Genomic DNA, 20,282 nt, shown 5'->3' with positions numbered 1-20,282 from the left:
TGAATTTAGCCTCAAATTTGTAAAATTGCTCTTGCCAGCATGAGATAAATAAAGACTCCTAAAACATCCACTACAGAGGTAATAAACGGGGCTGACATCAAGGCTGGATCTAAACCAATGGCACCAAATAAAAAAGGTAAGCCAGAACCAGAAATAGCCGCTAAAATCACGATCGCTAATAAACTCGTCCCTACAGTAATTGCTATTTGCAAATTACCTTCTAGGAAGTAAGCCCAGAAAATCACTGCTATACCTAGCATTAGTCCTAATAGCACGCCAGTTATAGTTTCTCGTGTAATCACCTGCAAAGCTTTTTTGATGCCAACTTCCTTGAGATTCAGACCTCGAATCACCACAGTTGATGACTGCGCTCCGACATTTCCGCCTGCGTCAATCAACAAGGGAATAAAGGCAGCTAAAGCCACAACTTTTTCTAAAACACCCTCCTGAGAGCTAATCACAGCAGTCGTGCCAGTATTAGCAATTAACAAAACAAACAACCACACAACCCGTTTACGAGCTGCTGTCAATACGTCTGTCTGGAAATAGCTATCGCCTCCAGCCTCTAACCCACCTAGCTTGTAAATATCTTCTGTGGTTTCTTGCTCTAAAACATCCAGCACATCATCCACAGTTACAATCCCGACTAGACGTTCTTCCGTATCGACTACAGGCAAAGCTACTAAGTCGTAGCGTTGGATAGTTTGCGCTACTTCTTCTTGGTCTGTATCTGTGTGGACTAATACCAAATCACGGGTCATAATTTCGCCCAGCCTTTGCTCTGGCTGGGCAATCACTAAATCTCGAAAAGACACAGTCCCAGTGAGGCGACGTTCTCTATCAGTCACATAGAGATAGTAGATCATTTCGCTGGTACTAGCTAAAGCGCGAATTCTCTCAATGGCTTGGGTAACTGTTAAATCCTCCTTCACAGAAAGATATTCTGTGGTCATGATCCGCCCAGCCGTAGCCTCTTTATAGCCTAAAATCAGGGCAGTAGCTTCACGTTCAGTTGGGCTGAGTTGTTGCAGTAGACGTTGGACGACTTTAGCGGGTAACTCGTCAAATAGTCGCGCTCTGTCATCTGGCGACATCTTATCTATTACGTCGAGAACTTCTTGATGCTTAAATTCTGCAATCAAGGACTGCTGCACACTAGAATCGAGATATTCATAGACTTCGATCGCTTCCTGTTTTGATAGTAAGCGGAAAGCGATCGCCTGCATTTTTTCTGGCAGATACTCGATAGCTTGGGCAATATCCGCAGGTTGTACAGGTACTAATAAAGCTTTTGCACCTTGAAAGTTTTCTTGTTGTAGTAGTGCTTCTAATTGAGAACGCACTAAGTCTACAAGTTCTTGTCGGGAAATCCTCGTTTGTGGGAAAGAGGAAGGCGGATTCTCTGCCAAAAGACACCTCCTTGATGCAAATTTATAAATGGCTGAAGAATGAAGGCATCCCCGAACAACTCTAACTGTTTTGGCGTGAAGCTTGGGCGCGTCTATTTACTTCCGTCCAGTTGACCACATTCCACCAATTATTTAAATAATCGGCACGGCGATTTTGGTATCTCAGATAATAAGCGTGTTCCCAGACATCATTTCCCATAATCGGATATGCTCCATCAGAGATGGGATTATCTTGATTGAGTGTTGAGGTGATTTGCAATTGACCTTGGGCGTTTCGGACTAACCAAACCCAACCACTACCAAAGCGATCGCCTCCTGCCTCATTAAACTGTTTTCTAAAAGCATCAAAACTACCAAAGCTTTGATTAATTTCTTGGGCAATTTCTCCTGTAGGTTCTCCCCCACCATCAGGACTCATAATTTGCCAAAAGATTGTATGGTTAAGATGACCTCCGCCATTATTTCGTACTGTTGTCCGAATATCTTCAGGAATGCTATTCAAATCCTGAAGCAAAGCTTCCACGCTGCTGTTTTGTAGTTGTGGATATTTTTTTAAAGCATTGTTGAGGTTATTGACATAAGTTGCATGATGCCTGTCATGATGCAGCTTCATTGTTTCTGCATCAATTGCTTTTTCTAGGGCATTATAAGCATAAGGTAATGGCGGTAACTCAGCAGGATTAGTGCTTAACTGGCGATCTACAAAAGCTACAGGGCGTGTATTTACCACAGGTGCAGATGTTTGTACAGGATTTGCTAAAGGCGTTTCCGATAACTCTGCTGCTTGTTGAGTTTGACAAGCAAACAGAGTAGAAACTAGCAAAATTGTTGTACAAAACCACATAACTGGCTGCTTAAAAAATTTTTTCATGAATAAATTTTCCTACTAGGATAAAATCAACTATTTTTTAGGTAAATGGAGCCACTACTCTTAATAGAATTGAATTGATAATTGCTAAAGCAATAGAACCTAGCATTGCACTCCAAAAACCATAACGTAATCTAAAACCAGGAACAATTAACGCTGACAGCCCAAAGATAATGGAATTTAAGACAAAGAAAAATAATCCCAAAGTCAGGATAATGAAAGGAAAGGTGAAAAAAGTCAAAATGGGCAGCAAAATAGCATTCAAAATGCCAAATACTATGGCAGAAATCGCCGCTTTAGCCAGACTGTCTACTTCGATGCCCAAAAATGGCAGTTTAGCAATGATTAAAAAACTGACAGTAGTAACTAACCACGTAATGATAAAACCTGTCATAATCAGTCCTCTAGTTATTAGTTAACTTTCTTTATATTCCGCCAATTCGGAAAACCAGATTTGGTTTTATTCTTTAATGGTTGGTAATCATGACAATTAATTGCTGATGCTGTCAGAACTGTACAAGGATTGACTGCACATTTGAGATAGCTATTGTCTGCAAAGAAACGGCATTTCTTACAAGGAGAACTATCTAAACTTTTGAGTTTTTGAGCCTGATGATACAGCTTAATTTTGTGAAAAATCACTATACTACTCATTGTCGATAAAAAAATAATAGTGCTAATTAGGCTAGGATATGGATTTTTTGCATCAACTGTTGTCTCTAAACTTGTTTTTTCAGCATCATTATTATTTACAATTGAATTTAATTGAGACAACTTTATTTCACTCAATTCTAAATGAGAATTAGACTTCTCTATTATATATTCTTTCAAGATTCCATTGACTGACATACTATTTGCCTCTTATAGCCTCTACTCATCCATATTTCGTTGACTTTTTATATAAAATCGCAACTATTAACTAATAATCTATTGAGGATTTATTCAGTTTCAATTACATTGATGTTAAATTTATAAAATGAATGTGAACAGAAAGTGAGCATAAGAATGCTGATCACAATCTGTTCCGACAGCAGTATGATCACTTATACTCCGAATAGTATTGATTTCTATATCTCAGAGTGGATGTGCTACTACTATTCGACAAACTGACTATGCGTTACCACGAATATGACTTGTATCAATTGATTTACGTTGGAAATAGAATCATCATCTATTTGAGCTTGCTAATTATATGGTATGTGTCTGGAGTGAGATAGCTTCTCATGAGGAAAATAAGATGAATCTTTAACTTGATAACTAGTCAGTTTTCTGACATCTTCTAAAGACAAATTAAGTAACTGAGCAATTGCTGATTCTAGTATTTTAAGTTCCGTAATAGGTAGTACAAAATTCAGCTTTTTCACGGCATGGTTAGCGGTTCTCACCTCAATCAAACTCAGTCCTTGTTCTTTTTGAATCCTGGTTTTGATTGCCGTCAAATCCAAGGGTATTTTTACCTGTACTTGTTGATTTATTTCTAGTTTTTTAACTGGATCTTCCAATCCTATTGCTTTTGCGATCGCTAGTTTTGAAAATTGAGAGTTGGAAATTTCTAATTCTAATCGTTTCAGCATCGAATCTGTTGTTTTTATCTCAACTTGAGTAAACTTTTCTTTGGCATCTATCTTCAAATCAACTATTTTAAAATCTAGGGTGATTAAGACTTGCGGAAATGTATCAACTTGCAATTTATCTATTGTTCTGTAGGAAAAGCTTAATAACTGCTTTGTGAGTAAATGTCCACCATACCAAAAGCCAGTCCCTACTAGTAATAAAGCTATAAAAAATATCAAAATTTGTGTACGTAAATTGGTCATAAATACAATCAGATGACTATACCCATTGGCAGGTATACTTTATACCTTACCGTCAAAGTTTGAAAATTAAAATCTCAAATTAGATAGAAGACATAAAGCTAGTTAGCCTTTCTAATTTTAAAAGAGGTTTAGTGACTTGATTACAAGGCTGTCAGCGAGAAAGTTTTATGCAAATTTTATTAGTAGAAGATGACTTTGAACAATTAGAACCACTACAAGGTATTTTGTCTGAGGCTGGATATACTGTTGATGCTGCGGAAGATGGTGAAATAGCCCAGTGGTTGATTTCGCAAAAAGATTACGATTTATTAATTATTGACTGGATGTTACCAACAATCAGTGGCTTGAGTTTATGTCGTCAATATCGTCTCTCAGGTAAGACGGCACCAGTATTGATGTTAACTGCGAAAGATACTACACCCGACAAAGTTATGGGTTTAGATGCAGGAGCAGATGATTATCTAGTTAAACCTGCTGATTTAGTGGAACTTTTGGCACGAGTACGTGCTTTGGGACGCAGAGTCCCTAATTGGCAGGGGGATAGCTTACGAATCGCAGATTTACAGTTACATTTAGCTGAATTAAGCATAGAACGGAATCAGGTAAAAGTAGAATTATCTCCCCGTGAAGCACAATTGCTAGAATACTTGATGCGTCACCCTAATCAAGTTTTGACTCGTAATCAACTGGAAGAAGCTTTATGGGAGTGCGGTACGGAGCCAGAAAGCAATGCCTTAACTGTTCTAGTACGCAAGTTACGACACCGTTTGCAGATATTAGGTGCAGGAGACTGGATTAGGACAGTATATGGTATGGGTTATCGTTTGAAACCAGAAATATATGAGTGGTGAGTATTGAGTGGTGAGTAGTGAGTCCTGTTAGTGTTAGCGCGGCGTTTAGCCGGTGCTGGGTGCTGTTAGCGGAAGCGGGGCGTTTAGCCCGTGCTGAATGTGGGGAGTGGGGAGTAAGCAATTATTTAATTTTGAATTTTGAATTTTGAATTGATTAGCTTCCTGCCTTCTGCTTTATCCTAATGATCAATATTTATATCGACTTACTTATGTTTAATCGTAGCCGTCGCAATCTCGCAAGTTGGTTCACCCTAGCAATGGGGAGTATTTTAGTTGTGTTTGCGGCAGTAGTTTACTATTTAAAAGTTGTAGATGAGTTGGAAGGACTGGATCGATTACTTTATAAAAAAGCCAGTGTGATGGTAGCAAGTGTTAAGTTGGAAATGCACGATGGTCAACAACAACTAGACTTAGAACACGTACCATTGTTAGGAAGTATGGTACAACCATTGCCGGATAGTGAATTGGTGTATGCAGGTTGGTACGATCGCCAAAAGCAACTGGTACAATTTTTCGGTAAAGTTAAGAGCGATCGCCTGTTAGTGTCCGGTGGATTTGATACTATCAAGACCGATAGTCAAGTCTGGTTGCGTCAGGTGACATTGCCAGTTTACCAGCATGGTTTATTAATCGGTTATTTACAAGCAAGAATGCCGATGACCGCTATGGAAAATACTTTAGCGGAATTTCGGCTAGTTTTGGCTATTGCTGTGCCTATTACTTTAGCTGTAGTTGCTTTGACTGGTTGGTGGTTGGGAGGACTAGCAATGCAACCAATTCGCCATAGTTACGATTATCTGCAAAGATTTACAGCTGATGCTTCTCATGAATTGCGATCGCCTTTGACAGCAATTATTAATAATGCTCAGTACGGCTTGCTGTCTAAATCGGCTGATTTAGAGGGACAACGTCAGCGTTTCCAAAAGATTTTTGATATTGCCAAATCAATGAGTGCTTTGGTAAATGATTTACTATTTTTAGCACGTTATCAAGGTCACTTACCTACAGAATTTTTACACAAAATCGACCTAAATCAATTACTTGCACAGATAACAGATGATTATGCTAATCAACCAGATGCACAACATTTGAGTCTTGTTGCCAAACTGCCAAGTAATAGTATAACTGTGTTGGGTGATGCTAACTTGCTCCGGCAGGCAGTTATCAACTTACTGAGTAATGCTTGTAAATATACTCATGCTGGTGGTCAAGTTTATTTACAGTTATTTACTCAATCACATTGGGCTGTAATTCAAATTGTAGATAACGGCATTGGTATTCCTGAAACTGATTTACCATACATTTTTGAACGTTTTTATCGAGTAGATAAAAAACGCTCTCGTAAAACAGGGGGATTTGGTTTGGGTTTAGCTATAGTCCAACAAATAGTTCAATCCCACGGAGGCAAGGTGAGAATTAATAGCACCTTTAAAGAGGGTACAACTTTACAAGTTTTTTTGCCTCTATACTAAGCACAGAAGATAATCATTCGGGGTACTCACAAGAGGAGAGTTGACCATAGTTTTGCTGCATCTCAGTTTTTTAATTGCGTTAGCGTACCACTCCGTGGAAGCAAGCTACGCGGTAGCGTCTCGTAGAGAAGCGAGGCGTTAGCCCATTGTGAATTGGTATTAACCCTTAGATTTCTAAACATTGGAAAGACGACTCCATTGATTCCAGGAACCGTCATAGTTGCGAACTTGGGGATAGCCGAGTAAATACTTTAAGACGAACCAGATGTATCCAGAACGCCCACCAATAGCACAATAGGGAAATATTTCCTGATCAGATGTGATGTCTTGACTTTCATAAAGACTTTTCAATTCAGGCAATGATTTGAAAGTGCCATCCTCATTTAAAGTCAGAATGTGTTCAATATTAACTGCGCCAGGAATATGTCCAGCACGTTCATTCTTTTTTGGGGGTTGATTGAAAAACCATTCACCACTGTATTCTTGAGGCGTGCGGACATCCAATAGGATGGTATTTTTTCTATTCATAGAAGCTTGAACTTCTGTATGCAATACTCGTAACTGAGGATCAGGCGTTTGAGCTTCGTAGGGAACTGATGAAAAGGTCGATAATTCTGGGGACAGGGGACGATTTTCTGATTTCCATTTTTGATATCCACCATTGAGAACTTTGACATGATTGTGTCCAAATAATTTTAATAGCCAAAAAATCCAACCTCCTGTTCCTGGGTAACTACCATAGGCAATCACTGTTGTATCCTTAGTGATACCAGAACGCGACATCAAGTTGGCAAAGGCGATCGCATCTAAATTTATACTCAAATCCGGTAATAATATATCTGTGAAAATATGCCAAAATACAGCCCCAGGAATGTGAGCATTTTTGTATAGTTCTGGACTGGTATCAACTTCTACAATGCGAAGATTGGGATCATGGAGATGATTTTCTAGCCATTCGGTATCTACTACAACTTCAGGATGAGCGTACTGGGACATGATTTTTCTCAAAATGTTAAAGTGTGACAGTAAATTTTCAAATAATTTCCTGTCCACAGTTAAAATTAGGCTCATTTCCTGACTCAGCCTAGTCCTCGAACGAGTACACTTTGTGAATCATGGCGAACTTACAATCTTTGTTTCAAGGGATCATCCACGCCAAAAACGAACAGGAATTAAAATCACTGCTTTTCCCCGAATTGAGTGATTATTTTGCGGCTAAACGCTCAGGATTATTTTTTCTAGAGGAACTCCCTTTGCTGGATAGCAGGTTGCAAAAGGTGATGCAGTTTGCTTTATCTACTAAACGTAATCCCGTTGTGCGTTATTTAGTAGAAAGACATACTCCTGTTCACGAGGCTTTAGTAATTTCACCGAAAGCATGGCAGTTAATTTGTCCACGGGCTGATCATTGGCACGTTCTAGTGGGGCCGATTGTCAATCAAGGTCAATTAGTGGGTGTGATTGGTTTTACCCGTGCCATTGGGATGCCTGCATTTGATACACAGAACTTGCTGGATGTGAGCGCGCTATGTCTGCATTTATCGACTTGGGTGGCAACGGTAAGATCCCTAAATTTAAATCCAAGTAAATTAGTATACCAACAATCTAACACTCGTCAATTAACACCCCGTGAAATGCAAATTGCTCAATTAGTAGCACAAGGGCGAACTAATGCTCAAATTGGGGCGGAACTGTGGATTACGGAAAATTCTGTAAAGCAAGCTTTAAAACGAATGTTCCGTAAACTGGAAGTTTCATCTCGTGCTGAGATGGTCGCTCAATTGTTGGTCGGTACTCAACGCTGATTGAAACCTCTTGTGTTCTATTCCTCAACATCTAGTGCATCTGCTAAATCTAGAGTTTCTTCTAAATCTGCATCTCTATCTTCTAATTCTAATGTCATCTGTTGAGATATTGCTTCTAATTTGACATCGCCTTTTTTAGAAACATAATCAAATAGTTTAATCCAATCAATACGACCATTTGTAGTAAAATACTGTATAAATTCAAAAGTCATTTCATTAACTTTTGCATCAAGAGTAGACTTAAAAATTTCATCTTTTTTCTTGGCTTCCTCTCCAATAGGAACAATAATTTCTTGATAAAGGTTGGCATCTTCTGAAATAAATTCCCAAAACTCTTGTCCCGCATACTTTAAGTATGTTTTATCTGTATCCACATCTTCCTTAAAAGGGCTACTATCCTTGCCATACATACAACTGTTAACGGCTATGATATTACTTGTAATACCTTTATTTCTCAATGACTGTCGGGCTTTTTTAAAATTATCTTTCATCTTAACTAATCTGGTCGGAATTGCCCCAACTAGTCCCAGATTTAATCCCTACAATATAATATGTTCCATTTCGCTCAAACTCTAGATCAACACTGTTGAGTTTCGACTTAAAACCACCATATAAAGATTCAGAGATATATATAGCAAATCCTTCCAACAAATTCCCAAAAATTGTTTCTTCTTGTGATGAAAGAAATGCAGTAATGATGCTATCAACAAAATCTTGGGCGCGCTCAATATTTTTTGCTTTAAATAAATAAGGATTTTTACGTTTGAGAACATTTTTAAGCTTTAAATTTCTCAATTTCTCAAATCTTTTATCATAGAAAGGTGTAAGGACGTGCTGAATTAAGTAATCATGATAAATCTGATAATTTTGGTCTGCCACATTTAACTCCTCATGGTACTGATGACGGTTTGTCATAAGTTGAGTATTCATAACTATTGCTGTGATATTCATTGCTGCCAGTTCACAATACTCTTTTTTAATCTCAATTCCTACATAATTTCTACCCAATTCTTTAGCAGATATACAAGACGTGCCTGAACCAGCAAACGGATCAAGGACTACATCATCTACATCAGTAAATAATTTGATGAACCATGAAGGTAGAGCTTTAGGGAAAGCGGCACTATGATTTTTATTGCCGCATTCAGTTGCTAAATGTAAAACATTGGTTGGATAGGCCATTTTACGCTCCAACCAATTAGATATATTCTTACCAAATCCACTTTCAACTTTAGAATTATCGCGTCTTTTGTCAGTCTCACTTAAATTTTTGAGCCGAGATTTTGCCCAATCTCCCATAGGAACCATAACAGATTCCTGATTCATCTTAAATTTCTTTTGCTTATTAAAATGTAAACAACGTTCCCAAGAATCACGAAAGCGATTAGACCACTTACCAGGATAACTATTTTTTTTATGCCAGATATATTCTTCAGTCCATAACCATCCCTGTTTCTGCATTCCTAAAATTAAATGCAATACGTATGGATGTCTTTCCCCATTAACAACCTTCTCTTTAATATTAAGAATGAAAGAACCTTCAGGTTTTAAAACTCTTTTTAGTTCTAACGCTCTTTTGAGGAACCAATCAGTATATTCATCTGGCGCAATTCCTCCATAAGTTTTTTTTCGACTATCCGCATATGGAGGGGAAGTGACAATTAAATCAATACTTGCAGAAGGCAACTTGCGTAAAACATCTAAACAATCACCGAGAATCAGCTTATTCTGCCAAGTTTGTGGGTTATTCTGATCTATTAACTCCAACTGCTGAATCAGAATTGTCTCAGATTCTAAAGTAATGTTTAGTGCTGTTTCTACCATTGCCCAACCTTTTAGACCGAAATTTTATTTAGCTAAAATGCACAGAAGATAAATGTGTGGCGTTTTAGTTTACCAAGAAAATGGGTTTAAAGCTCCGTCTTTCTGGGACGGCTTTCTGATAAAATACTGTGCAGATTTACTACTGAGCCAATTACAGCGATCGCAGGGGCTTCAAATCCGGTTTTCTCCACTAGTTCCACAATATTTCTCAATTCCCCAATTAACTCTTCCTGTTCGGGACGCGTCCCCCAACGGACTAAAGCAATGGGTGTTTCGGCACTTAATCCCGCTTGGGTCAACTCTTCGAGGATGTAAGACAGATTGTGAATTCCCATATAAATGACGATGGTTTCTGAACCGTGGGCGATCGCTTGCCAATCTACTTTCGGTTTATACTTACCTGCGGCTTCGTGACCAGTCACAAAAGTCACAGAAGAACTATATAATCTGTGGGTTAAAGGTATCCCTGCATAAGCTGGGGCAGCAATACCAGATGTAATTCCTGGCACAACTTCTACAGGAATACCTGCGGCGACTAAATCAGCCATTTCTTCGCCACCGCGACCAAAAATAAACGGATCGCCACCTTTAAGACGTACAATAATAGCGTGTTCCTGTGCCTTCTCGATTAATAGTTGGGTGGTTTCGTCCTGTAACAGTGAATGTTTTCCCCTTCGCTTACCAGCGTTGATTTGTTCCGCTTGGGGATTAATCATGGCTAAAATTGCCGGACTCACCAAGGCATCATAAATTACGACATCGGCACATTCTAAAATACTCTTACCCTTGAGGGTCATTAGTCCAGGATCACCTGGCCCCGCACCGACTAAGTAAACTTTGCCGAAACTGTTTTGTGCTTCATTGTCTGTGCGGTTCATGGGTGAATTAAATCCTCAATCAAAATAGCTAATTCGTCACTCGCGCCTAGAGGTGGTGCTAGGTAAAAGTTCACCCCAGGAAATTGTAATTTTAACTCGTCAACAGCTTGAGCGATCGCATCTGTTATACCCCCAGAGAAAAGAAAGTATGGCAAAATGGCAATTGCTTGCTTGCCAAAACTCACTAACTCTTGTACCCGTGATTCTAAAGTTGGTGCGACAGACCAATAAGCGGTAACTAAACCCAAATTCGCCGCCATAGTTTCTACTGGCTGTTGTGAACCAGGACGACGGCTACCATGTGCTAACAAAATTCCTGCGTCGGCTTTAATAGTATTGATTTGCTGTTGAAAAAACCTCTGTAAATCGGGATGACTGCCTAAATATGGTTGTAGGTCAATTGTGATATCTTCACCGATAGTCTGTTTTGCTAGTGCGACCTCAGCCGGAATATCCGTCATCACATGGACACCTGCTAGCAGAAATATCGGCACAATTTTCAGGTGACGACATCCCAAAAACACGGCATTTTGGGCAAAGTTTTGGATTTGCTGATGTAAAGGTTCGGGACTAACTTCTAAACACGCAATACCCACAAATTTTTCTGATATTTGCAGTTTTTCAGCCACCAGTTTTGCTAGTTGCTGCATAGCTATTTCAGGACGAGGATCACGACTGCCGTGGGATACAAGGAGATAAGCAGATGACATATTCACAATTAATAATTCAAAATTCCCCAAATTTTTAGATGAATGAATTTTGTGTGACTGTCTTTATTTTACATTTTTTAATAAAAATTTAATATTTATATTGCGATCGCTGATTTCTTGACTCATTCATATCTGTCTACAAATGCCCAAAATCCAGCGCATATTACGGCAGAGAGTAGGAGACATTATGATCACAATTGTTAGAGAAGCTACGTTTACGGGAAGACTGAGAATAATATCCTGTATGAAAAATTTTATGGCAGTCAGTCTAATACCAAAAACTACTTTGATTATTTAAACAATGGCATAAATGACCAAATAGTTCCTTGGTGAAAATCATGTTTAAAATAGCATCTGGTCAGAATAAATGGATATTTAGTCTGAGGACAATTACTTTAATTTTGTCTATTATTAGCAGTATTGGTATTCTCTGGGCTGTGAATTTACGTAGGCAATCAACAAACACCAGTCAGAATAATTTACCAGCAATATCAAATAATCAACAGTCTATAGTTCGTATTACAGCTTTAGGCAGATTAGAACCACAAGGCGATATTATTCACCTGTCTGCGACAGGCGCAAATCAACGTTTGGCGAAACTGTTGGTAAAAGAAGGTGAACAAGTGAGTGCAGACCAAATTATTGCAGTTATGGATAATGTGAGTCAATATCAAGCGGCTGTAGAAAATGCTAAAGCCAAAGTAAATGTAGCGCGATCGCGTTTAGCTCAAGTGCAAGCTGGTGAAGAATCTGGACAAATTGAAGCTCAACGCCAAAAAGTTGCAGAAACACAATCACAATTAGTTGAAGGTGTTAAGGTACAACAATCTGTAGTTGCTCGTCAACAACTGGAATTACTCAAAGCTAAAGATAATTATCAACGCTACAAAGATTTGTTGGATAAAGGAGCAGTGTCTGTTTCTGATACAGAAACTAGACGTTTGCAAGTGGAAATTGAGCAGCAAAAATTGCAAGAAGCCCAAGCTAACCTCCGTGAACAAGTTAGTACAGGTGAGGAACGTGTAAAAGCTGCTGAAGCTACATTAGATAGTTTAGATCATGTCAAACCCACAGATATTTTAGTCGCCAAAGCAGAATTAAATGAGTCCTTATCTCAATTAGAAAAGGCAAAAGTTGACCTAGAATCTCTTTATGTGAAAGCACCTGTAGCTGGGCAAATTTTAAATATCAATACCAGAGTCGGTGAAGTTGTCAGTAGTAAAGGGATTGTTGATATCGGACAAACACAACAAATGTATGTGATTGCTGAAGTTTACGAAAGTGATATTCATTATGTAAAAATCGGTCAGGAAGCAAAAATTGTCAGTGAATATGGTGGATTTACTGGAGAAATTAAAGGAGAGGTAGATCAAATTGGATTGCAAATTGAACAGCCAGGAATCATTAATGATGATCCCACCGCCAAAGCCGATGTTAGAATCGTGAAAGTGAAAATTCGCCTGCGTCCCGATGACAGTGAACGTGTGAGAACACTGAATAAGTTACAAGTTAGAGCATCAATTCAGATTAAGTAGAACGAATAGAAAAAACCAAACTATAATTAAGCAATGTAAAAATACTAGAATTCAGTTCGTAGTAAGGACTTTAGTCCTTTTTTGTTCGCGGAGCGTCTCTTAGAGGGAACTAAAGTTCTCACTACAAACCTTTAATTATTTACCCTGTTCTACTAAATTGATATCAAAAGTTGAGAAATTGGTGGTGGAGTACAGAGGCTACGGTATCGGAATTTGTATTGGATTTTAAAATTAAATTACAAAAACTGTCTCGATTAATTGCCATCAATTCAACGTCAGTACAGGCTATAGCTCGAAGATTAACAGGATAATTTTGACCACCGGAAAGTTGTAAATTACCAAAATATTCACCTGATTTGAGTTGAATTGTTCTAGATTCCCCTTGATCAATCACAGATATTTCTACTTCTCCCTCTAATATCAAGTAGACGCGATCGCCAAATTCGCCTTGTTGAACAATAATAGAATTGGCTTTGTATTGACTTCCCTTAGATTGAGAAGCGATCGCCACAATTTCTGATGGATCGACATTAGGTAAAGCTTTGGATAAATGACTTGTCATTACCCGTTGATGCAAACGACGCACGACATCATTACTAGTCAACTCTGAGTTATTCACAAACAACTGAAATAATTCTTCCTCAATCACCATCACTTTCACTTCTGAGTTTTTGGTGACACGCACTGTAGCTGTACGTTTTCCACCCCGCAGTAAACCAACTTCCCCAAAATAATCTCCGCGACTCAGCCGATTTAACAGGCGAGTCGGCTGATCGGGAAAATCTTGGAAAACTTCTACGTCTCCTTCTAGCAGAATATAAAATTTCGTCGCTGGTTCCCCCTGGCGAACAATGATTTCCTCGGATGCGTAAGTCAACACAGTTGGTTTAGTGTTGGCTTTTTCTAGTAAAGTTTCATCAAAACCCGGTAACATCAAAGACAGTTCTTGGTTTAAAGCTAAACCGAGTTGGCCATCTTCCACATGCACAATCCGATCAGCCAAATCCAAGATGCGGTGATCATGAGTCACCATGAGAACAGCACTATTGTGTTCTTTAGCTAAACGGTGCATTAAAGCGACAACATTACGTCCTGATGATTTATCCAGTGCGGCTGTTGGTTCATCAGCGAGTACCAACCTGGGTTGAGTTACCAAAGCACAAGCGATCGCTACCCGTTGTTTTTGTCCCCCAGACAGATTTTTAGGATAAACATCGATTTTTTCCCTTAATCCCACAGACTCTAAAATAGCGACTGTTTTCGCCCGCGCCGCTTGTACAGAAAAATCCGGCTGTAATTCCAAAGACATCTGAATATTCTGCTGGACTGTTAAAAAATCGAGTAAATTACTAGATTGGGTGATATAACCAAAATTCCGGCGCATTTGGACTAATTGCTCTTTAGTTGCACCGTTGAGTTCCTGTCCTAAAATATTTAAACTGCCTTGCTGTACAGAACGCAGACAACCAATTAAACTGAGCAATGTGCTTTTCCCTGACCCAGAAGGGCCAGTTAAAATGACAAATTCTTTAGCTTTAATGGTGAGATTAATATCAAATAAAATTTGCTTTTTGAGTGCGGCTTCCCCAAAAAAGTGATTGAGATTTTGAATAGAAATAACTGTTTGATTCAGCACAATAATTCAGATTAATTATTAATTTAAAATAGGTCAGCCGGATTAGACTCTCTGAGCTTATTCATACTCACAAAACCAGAAGTAAAGCACATTATTATTGTTAATAGTAGTACCAGAGAAGCTCGCGGCCATGTCATATTCATCGGTAAAGATGTGGCACCATTGACAATTGCATATAATCCCAAAGACATGATTAAACCAGGAATGTAACCCAAGACTGCCAAAATCAATGCTTCTTGAAACAAAATATTTAAGAAGAAACGATGTTTATAACCTCTAGCTTTCAGAACGGCATAGTCTGGTAAATGGTCGGTAATTTCGCCATAAAGAATTTGATAGACAATAATTACTCCTACTAAGAAACCGACAAAAACGCCTGTAGTAAAGACAAATCCAATAGGCGCACTAGTAGCCCAATAATGCTTTTCATATTCGATAAATTCTTGGCGTGTCATCAGCCGTACTTTGCGGGGAAGTTGAGCGCGGATTTTTTGGGCGATCGCCTGTGGATTTACTCCTGGTTTAAGAGTCACTAAACCCAGGGTAATATTGTTAGCTGAACGATGAGGAAACAGATAATTAAAAGTCATACTACTGGTAATCAAATTACCATCATCAGCAAAAGAAGCACCAGCAAAATTTACTAAGCCACTAATCCAAACTTTATGACCAGCGATTTCAGCCGCAATTGGTTTTCCTGGTTGCAAATCTTGGAAAATACTCCCATATTCTTTAGAGTCAGAATTGCGATCAAATAAAACCACGCCTCTAGCTTTTAAAAAATGAGCAACTTTCTGAAAGTCTGCAATTTCAAAAGGAACGTTATCTGGATTAATCCCTAAAATAATAATTCCTTTGCCGCCGCGAACACTGCCATAGCGGAAATCATCTCGCGCATGGTAGACATAATTTACAGATTCAACTTCCCGGAAATTTAGGGTGCGATATAAATATTGGCGGGAAAAATCTCCAGTATTCGCCAAAGTTTTCATATCAGTGTTGATTAAAACCAAATCTGCTTTGAGAAGTTTATGCAGTGCTGTTTGGCTATCATAGAGAGAATCTAAAAAGGCTAATTGCATAAAAATCAGAATGGATGCAAAAGCAATACCTAAAATCGCTACAACTAGGCGTAGTTTATAGCGAGTCAATTGCAACCAAGCTAAGGGGACTCTGCCCAAAAAATTCATGTAAACTTTTGTACGTCAATTTGAATAGATTAATCTTAAATTTCCCAATTTTATGCGTTTGCTATCACTGTATAGACATATCTTGCACCTAGCCCCGACGAATGGAATTCGCGGCTAAAAAAACAAGCGTTGCTGATTAAGAGGCAATACAGTTCAGTTAAAAAAATAGTTTGTAGAGAGGACTTTAGTCCTCATCTAAGGACTGAAGTCCTTACTACGAACTTTTCATTACTTCACAAACCCCAGATTTTAGCTTTAACTGAACCGTATTGGATTAAGAGGATGAATTTTGTTTCGCGCCTTTGCGCCTTTGCGCGAAACATCTATCGTTAACCTTGTGAAAAAAGCTTAATTAATCACGCATTTATGCAACGCCAAATTGTCTATTTTAAATTTGCACTTATTTTGTTTGTAATTGCTGCATCAACCAATTAGCGGCTGCGGTGTTAGTTTCTTGGGGTAATCTTTCTAGTGTTTGTTCAATCAGGGCGATGGGTAAACCAGTCAATACCTGAGAAACTTCGATCGCTTGATAGATACCTGTTGCAGTTAAACCAAATGCAAACAATCGCATTCCTTTAACATCAATTACCCAGTATTCGGCAATTCCTAAACTAGCGTAAAGTCGCTTTTGTTCATCCAAATCAATACCTAAAGTGGTATCAGCAATTTCTCCCACTAAATCAGGTAGACGATGACGATCAAGAATAATCCGACGGGGTTCACCTGGTTTCCATTTCGGAATATTTTGACCTTTGTACAATACTAAATCTGGCGCACAGGCGTGGGTTTCGGGCTTTTCAATTAAACAGCGTCCGTAGGATTGCAATACTATCTCTGGGTGTAGGAACGCCCAAACAAAGAAAACTGCCGTCATCAAATCGCTAAAAGAAGAATGTCCTAGTCCTTCTGTTCCCATATCAACCCATAACCATCCCTGATGAAATGCAATTTTACGCCAATCAAGATTCGGGTTATCTCGCACCTTCTCATAGTCTTGCCAAGTTGCATCATACTGCTGAAACACCAGAGAAGATTGGCTAAATTGTTCTAAGGAGATGGTCATTGCCAGACACCTTATAAGTCCGATGGAGTGTGATTTGCGATCTATGATAACGCTTTCACCAAACACCAAGTTGAGGCGATCGCTCTGATTAAACCTGCAAAATTACAATGTTGTGTTGAGTAACGAAACTCAAACTACGTCCAACATACTCTTTTAGCCTATTTCACTGCTGATGATGCGGTTCACTGAATGCGGGATTATTAATAAAATTTTCATCAGTTAAACTTTGCAGAAAGGCTATTAAATCTTGTTTTTCACTAGCAGATAAATCGAACCCAGAAATAAATTTACTTTTTAAAGGGTTTTGACTACCTATACCAGCAAACTGACCACTATGAATAGTTCTTCCACCGACTTTGTAATGGTCAATAACTTCTTCAAGAGTCGCAATACTCCCATCGTGCATATATGGAGCAGTCAAAGCAATATTTCGCAAACTCGGAGCTTTAAAGCGACCCATATCTGATGGTAGCGCAGTTATTTCATGAACACCAGTATTATTTGGTGGATAAGCTCCTTTACCATCAATGTTATAAAGTCCAGTGTTATGAAAAGCAATTTCTACAAAAGCTAATTTTTGATGTGTGACTGAATCTGTAAAATTAATCCCACCATGACAATGAAAACATTCTAGGCGTTCACTATTAAATAATTTCTCTCCTCGTTTAGCAGCAGCAGAAATGGCATTTTGCTCATTCCCAAACCGATAGCGGTCATAGGGAGAATTTACAGAAATTAAAGTCCGTTCAAAAGTAGCTATGGCTTTAGTTAAATTATTGAGACTAATTGCATCTTTAGTATTACCAAAAGCGGCTGTAAACATTTGTCGATATTGAGAGTCATCCCGCAGCATGGCTAATATTTGCTCTTCCTTTCCTGACATACCCATTTCTACTGGATGTTCCCCAAACATGGGTACCAGGGCTTGATGTTCTAAACTTGTCATGAAAGGGTTAGCCCAAGTCAAAACAGGATTGTAACCAATATTAGCCAGACTCATCGAACTACGGGGGTGTTTTTCTCCAGTCGCCCCTACAGCTACTGACTTACCGTCAGTAAAAGCCAGTGCTTGAATATGACAAGTAGCACAAGAAAATTCACCTGTGATTGACAGGCGTTTTTCATAAAATAGGTGTCGTCCTAATTCTACTTTTTCAGGACTCATTAGATTATCAACCGGCACAATTGGTTTTGGCATCCAAGCCGGAAGATTCCAGTTATATTCTGAAGTTGGGGATGCAGCTAAACCTCTACTCAGTCCAATAGACAAGCAAATAGATAACAGACAAATAATAGCTAGAGTTAACCAGCGAGTTAATTTCATCAGAAACAAGACAAAAAACAATCTGGTAAATACTATTCCAGTCTAAAAAATTTCTGTCTAGAGGCAGATTTACCCGCAAATGGTAGACCAAAATTTTCCATAATGCTGATACAGTCACGATCATCAGGCGATGACATACAACCAGGAGGGGTATTTGGTTCATTGACTGTTAAATTTGTGTTTGCTACCAACGCCGCCAAATCAGCAACAACGACATTTTTATTGGGATCAAATTTAGCAATGACGACTTTTGCAGTATTGGGGTTGTTACACTTTGATGGTTTCTGACTACCTTCACTAGCTTGACACGCGGTACTACCCAAGTGAATAGGGAAGCCGGAAGCCTGATGGTTTGGCTGATCATGCTTGACATTAGCACTATGCTTTGCGCTTTCCAAATCAATACGTGCAAATTTGTACCCAAATAACCAATTCCACCATAATGAAGTGAGATTTAGGGGTGATTCGGCTGTTACAGAATCAGCGTGATTAAGATTGAAAGGAACACCCAAAGTAAATTGCAGTCCTTGATATTTGCCTTGGGGTACAGTACCAATTACTTGGTTTCTTGTCTCTACTGTACCATTAGCACAACTACCAGTTTTATTTTCAAAGTCCAGTAGGGCTACATTTTGGTATTGCCACTTGCCATCCTGGGTTAAGGTTAGGGGTGTAGCTTTGCCATTAATATCAATCAAAGCCACATCAGAGACATAGAAGCGGAAGTCAGAAGCGGTGACTTTGGTGGCTGGTTTTCCTAAAGTGTATATTTTGCCACACTCAAAGGGTTTTTGAGCAACTTTCGCGGCAAATTTAATCGTAATTTCTTGGTTTGGAGCAGCAGAGGCTAAACCTAGAGCATGATGAAAAATTATGGTGGTGGTAGTAGTAGCGATCGCAATTTTTGATAGCACACTCTTTGTTAGTTTGATAGCCAACTGCATCAGTTCCCCCAAGATTCACTCAAAAGTCATGCTAAATCGCCACTAATCACCGCGTCAAATGACAATCTGTCAAACTCTGGGTTTCTTTTTTAGTTCCCTTGCGGGGAAATAGTTGATGGAAACGGTGCAGCAAAAACAGGGTACACCCACAGGTTAGAGTTTCAGTCCCCTTGCGGGGAAATAGTTGATGGAAACACTTCAACGGCGATCGCCAAGCAGAGCATTTGGGGGATGTTTCAGTCCCCTTGCGGGGAAATAGTTGATGGAAACGAAAACATAAAAGTATATTTAGATAAAAATAAGTTCAATGTTTCAGTCCCCTTGCGGGGAAATAGTTGATGGAAACAGAGAAATGACATCATAGGTTATATCGGTATTAGATGTTTCAGTCCCCTTGCGGGGAAATAGTTGATGGAAACCTACAAAATTTGGAACTTGGATTATGCGCCAAGGGAAGTTTCAGTCCCCTTGCGGGGAAATAGTTGATGGAAACTTGAGGATATCTAAGATACCGGAGAAAACAGCACTAGGTTTCAGTCCCCTTGCGGGGAAATAGTTGATGGAAACTTAACGGCTTGATAGACTCAGTAGGGCAGAACTTAAATGTTTCAGTCCCCTTGCGGGGAAATAGTTGATGGAAACGTTACAAGGTTACGGCTCAGAAGTCCCAGAAGTAGTGTTTCAGTCCCCTTGCGGGGAAATAGTTGATGGAAACAAAAAGACTGTGGGCGATCGCAAGGAATGAATTAGTTTCAGTCCCCTTGCGGGGAAATAGTTGATGGAAACTAGATTGTTTGTAGGTAGTTAATGTTAGGGCTACTAACGTTTCAGTCCCCTTGCGGGGAAATAGTTGATGGAAACCAGCCGGGTTAGTTGTTTTTGACCCAAGGATCAGTTTCAGTCCCCTTGCGGGGAAATAGTTGATGGAAACTCCACAAGGATGTGGTTCACAT

Annotated in this window: 19 protein-coding genes and 1 CRISPR repeat array (1 of these 20 cut by a window edge); of the genes, 4 read left to right on the top strand and 15 right to left on the bottom strand. The window is 39.1% G+C overall.

The features are described 5' to 3' along the window. Nucleotides 1-11: 11 nt before the first annotated feature. The 5 genes from mgtE to CLI64_RS15630 form a co-directional block, all read right to left on the bottom strand. On the bottom strand, nt 12-1,409 hold the full coding sequence (gene mgtE, locus CLI64_RS15650) for a magnesium transporter (RefSeq protein ID WP_192881542.1): 1,398 nt from the start codon (nt 1,407-1,409) through the stop codon (nt 12-14). Nucleotides 1,410-1,470: 61 nt separating this feature from the next. After that, on the bottom strand, nt 1,471-2,280 hold the full coding sequence (locus CLI64_RS15645; protein WP_103138074.1) for a superoxide dismutase: 810 nt from the start codon (nt 2,278-2,280) through the stop codon (nt 1,471-1,473). Nucleotides 2,281-2,317: 37 nt separating this feature from the next. Next, on the bottom strand, nt 2,318-2,671 hold the full coding sequence (locus CLI64_RS15640; protein WP_103138073.1) for a phage holin family protein: 354 nt from the start codon (nt 2,669-2,671) through the stop codon (nt 2,318-2,320). Nucleotides 2,672-2,688: 17 nt separating this feature from the next. Further along, on the bottom strand, nt 2,689-3,126 hold the full coding sequence (locus tag CLI64_RS15635) for a hypothetical protein (RefSeq protein WP_103138072.1): 438 nt from the start codon (nt 3,124-3,126) through the stop codon (nt 2,689-2,691). A gap of 335 nt (nt 3,127-3,461) precedes the next feature. Further along, on the bottom strand, nt 3,462-4,094 hold the full coding sequence (locus CLI64_RS15630) for a hypothetical protein (protein ID WP_103138071.1): 633 nt from the start codon (nt 4,092-4,094) through the stop codon (nt 3,462-3,464). 167 nt (nt 4,095-4,261) lie between these two features. Here CLI64_RS15630 and CLI64_RS15625 point away from each other — a divergent pair, with 167 nt between their 5' ends. Next, nucleotides 4,262-4,945, top strand: a complete 684-nt coding sequence (locus tag CLI64_RS15625) for a response regulator transcription factor (RefSeq protein ID WP_103138070.1) — start codon at nt 4,262-4,264, stop codon at nt 4,943-4,945. A 209-nt stretch (nt 4,946-5,154) separates the two neighbouring features. Further along, entirely contained in the window at nt 5,155-6,417 is a 1,263-nt protein-coding gene (locus CLI64_RS15620) for a cell wall metabolism sensor histidine kinase WalK (protein ID WP_103138069.1), read from the top strand. Between the two features lie 174 nt (nt 6,418-6,591). Here the strand turns inward: CLI64_RS15620 and CLI64_RS15615 are convergent, their stop codons facing one another. Continuing rightward, nucleotides 6,592-7,413 (bottom strand): sulfurtransferase, encoded by an 822-nt coding sequence (locus tag CLI64_RS15615; protein WP_103140753.1) that lies wholly within the window; start codon nt 7,411-7,413, stop codon nt 6,592-6,594. 119 nt (nt 7,414-7,532) lie between these two features. Here CLI64_RS15615 and CLI64_RS15610 point away from each other — a divergent pair, with 119 nt between their 5' ends. Beyond that, a complete protein-coding gene (locus tag CLI64_RS15610; RefSeq protein WP_103138068.1) occupies nt 7,533-8,222 on the top strand; it encodes a helix-turn-helix transcriptional regulator in 690 nt (229 codons plus the stop codon). A gap of 17 nt (nt 8,223-8,239) precedes the next feature. On the opposite strand, the gene CLI64_RS31965 is transcribed toward CLI64_RS15610, so the two are convergent. The 4 genes from CLI64_RS31965 to CLI64_RS15595 form a co-directional block, all read right to left on the bottom strand. Continuing rightward, nucleotides 8,240-8,713 carry a PmeII family type II restriction endonuclease gene (locus CLI64_RS31965; protein WP_264082454.1) on the bottom strand — a complete coding sequence of 158 codons (474 nt, stop codon included), beginning with the start codon at nt 8,711-8,713 and terminating at the stop codon, nt 8,240-8,242. Nucleotide 8,714: 1 nt separating this feature from the next. After that, nucleotides 8,715-10,046: a PmeII family type II restriction endonuclease gene (locus CLI64_RS15605; protein WP_264082453.1), complete on the bottom strand. Its 1,332-nt coding sequence runs from the start codon at nt 10,044-10,046 to the stop codon at nt 8,715-8,717. Nucleotides 10,047-10,132: 86 nt separating this feature from the next. Continuing rightward, on the bottom strand, nt 10,133-10,924 hold the full coding sequence (gene cobA, locus CLI64_RS15600) for a uroporphyrinogen-III C-methyltransferase (protein ID WP_103138067.1): 792 nt from the start codon (nt 10,922-10,924) through the stop codon (nt 10,133-10,135). Then, entirely contained in the window at nt 10,921-11,634 is a 714-nt protein-coding gene (locus CLI64_RS15595) for a sirohydrochlorin chelatase (RefSeq protein ID WP_103138066.1), read from the bottom strand. The genes cobA and CLI64_RS15595 overlap by 4 nt, the downstream gene beginning before the upstream one ends. Nucleotides 11,635-11,972: 338 nt before the next feature. Between CLI64_RS15595 and CLI64_RS15590 the strand changes: the two genes are divergently transcribed. Continuing rightward, a complete protein-coding gene (locus tag CLI64_RS15590) occupies nt 11,973-13,169 on the top strand; it encodes an efflux RND transporter periplasmic adaptor subunit (RefSeq protein ID WP_103138065.1) in 1,197 nt (398 codons plus the stop codon). Nucleotides 13,170-13,332: 163 nt separating this feature from the next. On the opposite strand, the gene CLI64_RS32090 is transcribed toward CLI64_RS15590, so the two are convergent. The 5 genes from CLI64_RS32090 to CLI64_RS15565 form a co-directional block, all read right to left on the bottom strand. Further along, entirely contained in the window at nt 13,333-14,805 is a 1,473-nt protein-coding gene (locus CLI64_RS32090) for a cyclic nucleotide-binding domain-containing protein (protein ID WP_103138064.1), read from the bottom strand. A 23-nt stretch (nt 14,806-14,828) separates the two neighbouring features. Next, on the bottom strand, nt 14,829-15,995 hold the full coding sequence (gene devC, locus CLI64_RS15580; protein WP_103138063.1) for an ABC transporter permease DevC: 1,167 nt from the start codon (nt 15,993-15,995) through the stop codon (nt 14,829-14,831). Nucleotides 15,996-16,395: 400 nt separating this feature from the next. After that, nucleotides 16,396-17,061: a Uma2 family endonuclease gene (locus tag CLI64_RS15575; protein WP_103138062.1), complete on the bottom strand. Its 666-nt coding sequence runs from the start codon at nt 17,059-17,061 to the stop codon at nt 16,396-16,398. A 163-nt stretch (nt 17,062-17,224) separates the two neighbouring features. Next, nucleotides 17,225-18,385 carry a methanobactin export MATE transporter MbnM gene (locus CLI64_RS15570; RefSeq protein ID WP_103138061.1) on the bottom strand — a complete coding sequence of 387 codons (1,161 nt, stop codon included), beginning with the start codon at nt 18,383-18,385 and terminating at the stop codon, nt 17,225-17,227. 32 nt (nt 18,386-18,417) lie between these two features. Then, nucleotides 18,418-19,299, bottom strand: coding sequence for an MbnP family copper-binding protein (locus tag CLI64_RS15565; RefSeq protein WP_225977360.1), 882 nt, complete (start codon nt 19,297-19,299; stop codon nt 18,418-18,420). A gap of 116 nt (nt 19,300-19,415) precedes the next feature. After that, nucleotides 19,416-20,282: direct repeats of the CRISPR family, unit length 37 nt; unit sequence GTTTCAGTCCCCTTGCGGGGAAATAGTTGATGGAAAC (it continues 203 nt past the right edge of the window).

The sequence above is a fragment of the Nostoc sp. CENA543 genome (genome assembly GCF_002896875.1).
In the GTDB taxonomy this organism is placed as follows: domain Bacteria; phylum Cyanobacteriota; class Cyanobacteriia; order Cyanobacteriales; family Nostocaceae; genus Trichormus.
The sequence above is the reverse complement of the archived record's forward strand: the minus strand, read 5'-3'. Positions and strand labels throughout refer to the sequence as shown.

What these genes read in the sequence shown, in the direction of transcription:
- CLI64_RS31965 (WP_264082454.1), bottom strand. Translation starts at nt 8,713, where the DNA reads ATGAAAGATAATTTTAAAAAAGCCCGACAGTCATTGAGAAATAAAGGT.
- devC (WP_103138063.1), bottom strand. Translation starts at nt 15,995, where the DNA reads ATGAATTTTTTGGGCAGAGTCCCCTTAGCTTGGTTGCAATTGACTCGC.
- CLI64_RS15595 (WP_103138066.1), bottom strand. Translation starts at nt 11,634, where the DNA reads ATGTCATCTGCTTATCTCCTTGTATCCCACGGCAGTCGTGATCCTCGT.
- CLI64_RS15610 (WP_103138068.1), top strand. Translation starts at nt 7,533, where the DNA reads ATGGCGAACTTACAATCTTTGTTTCAAGGGATCATCCACGCCAAAAAC.
- CLI64_RS15640 (WP_103138073.1), bottom strand. Translation starts at nt 2,671, where the DNA reads ATGACAGGTTTTATCATTACGTGGTTAGTTACTACTGTCAGTTTTTTA.
- cobA (WP_103138067.1), bottom strand. Translation starts at nt 10,924, where the DNA reads ATGAACCGCACAGACAATGAAGCACAAAACAGTTTCGGCAAAGTTTAC.
- CLI64_RS15575 (WP_103138062.1), bottom strand. Translation starts at nt 17,061, where the DNA reads ATGACCATCTCCTTAGAACAATTTAGCCAATCTTCTCTGGTGTTTCAG.
- CLI64_RS15625 (WP_103138070.1), top strand. Translation starts at nt 4,262, where the DNA reads ATGCAAATTTTATTAGTAGAAGATGACTTTGAACAATTAGAACCACTA.
- CLI64_RS15615 (WP_103140753.1), bottom strand. Translation starts at nt 7,413, where the DNA reads ATGTCCCAGTACGCTCATCCTGAAGTTGTAGTAGATACCGAATGGCTA.
- CLI64_RS15570 (WP_103138061.1), bottom strand. Translation starts at nt 18,385, where the DNA reads ATGAAATTAACTCGCTGGTTAACTCTAGCTATTATTTGTCTGTTATCT.
- CLI64_RS15605 (WP_264082453.1), bottom strand. Translation starts at nt 10,046, where the DNA reads ATGGTAGAAACAGCACTAAACATTACTTTAGAATCTGAGACAATTCTG.
- CLI64_RS15645 (WP_103138074.1), bottom strand. Translation starts at nt 2,280, where the DNA reads ATGAAAAAATTTTTTAAGCAGCCAGTTATGTGGTTTTGTACAACAATT.
- CLI64_RS15635 (WP_103138072.1), bottom strand. Translation starts at nt 3,126, where the DNA reads ATGTCAGTCAATGGAATCTTGAAAGAATATATAATAGAGAAGTCTAAT.
- CLI64_RS15630 (WP_103138071.1), bottom strand. Translation starts at nt 4,094, where the DNA reads ATGACCAATTTACGTACACAAATTTTGATATTTTTTATAGCTTTATTA.
- CLI64_RS15620 (WP_103138069.1), top strand. Translation starts at nt 5,155, where the DNA reads ATGTTTAATCGTAGCCGTCGCAATCTCGCAAGTTGGTTCACCCTAGCA.
- CLI64_RS15590 (WP_103138065.1), top strand. Translation starts at nt 11,973, where the DNA reads ATGTTTAAAATAGCATCTGGTCAGAATAAATGGATATTTAGTCTGAGG.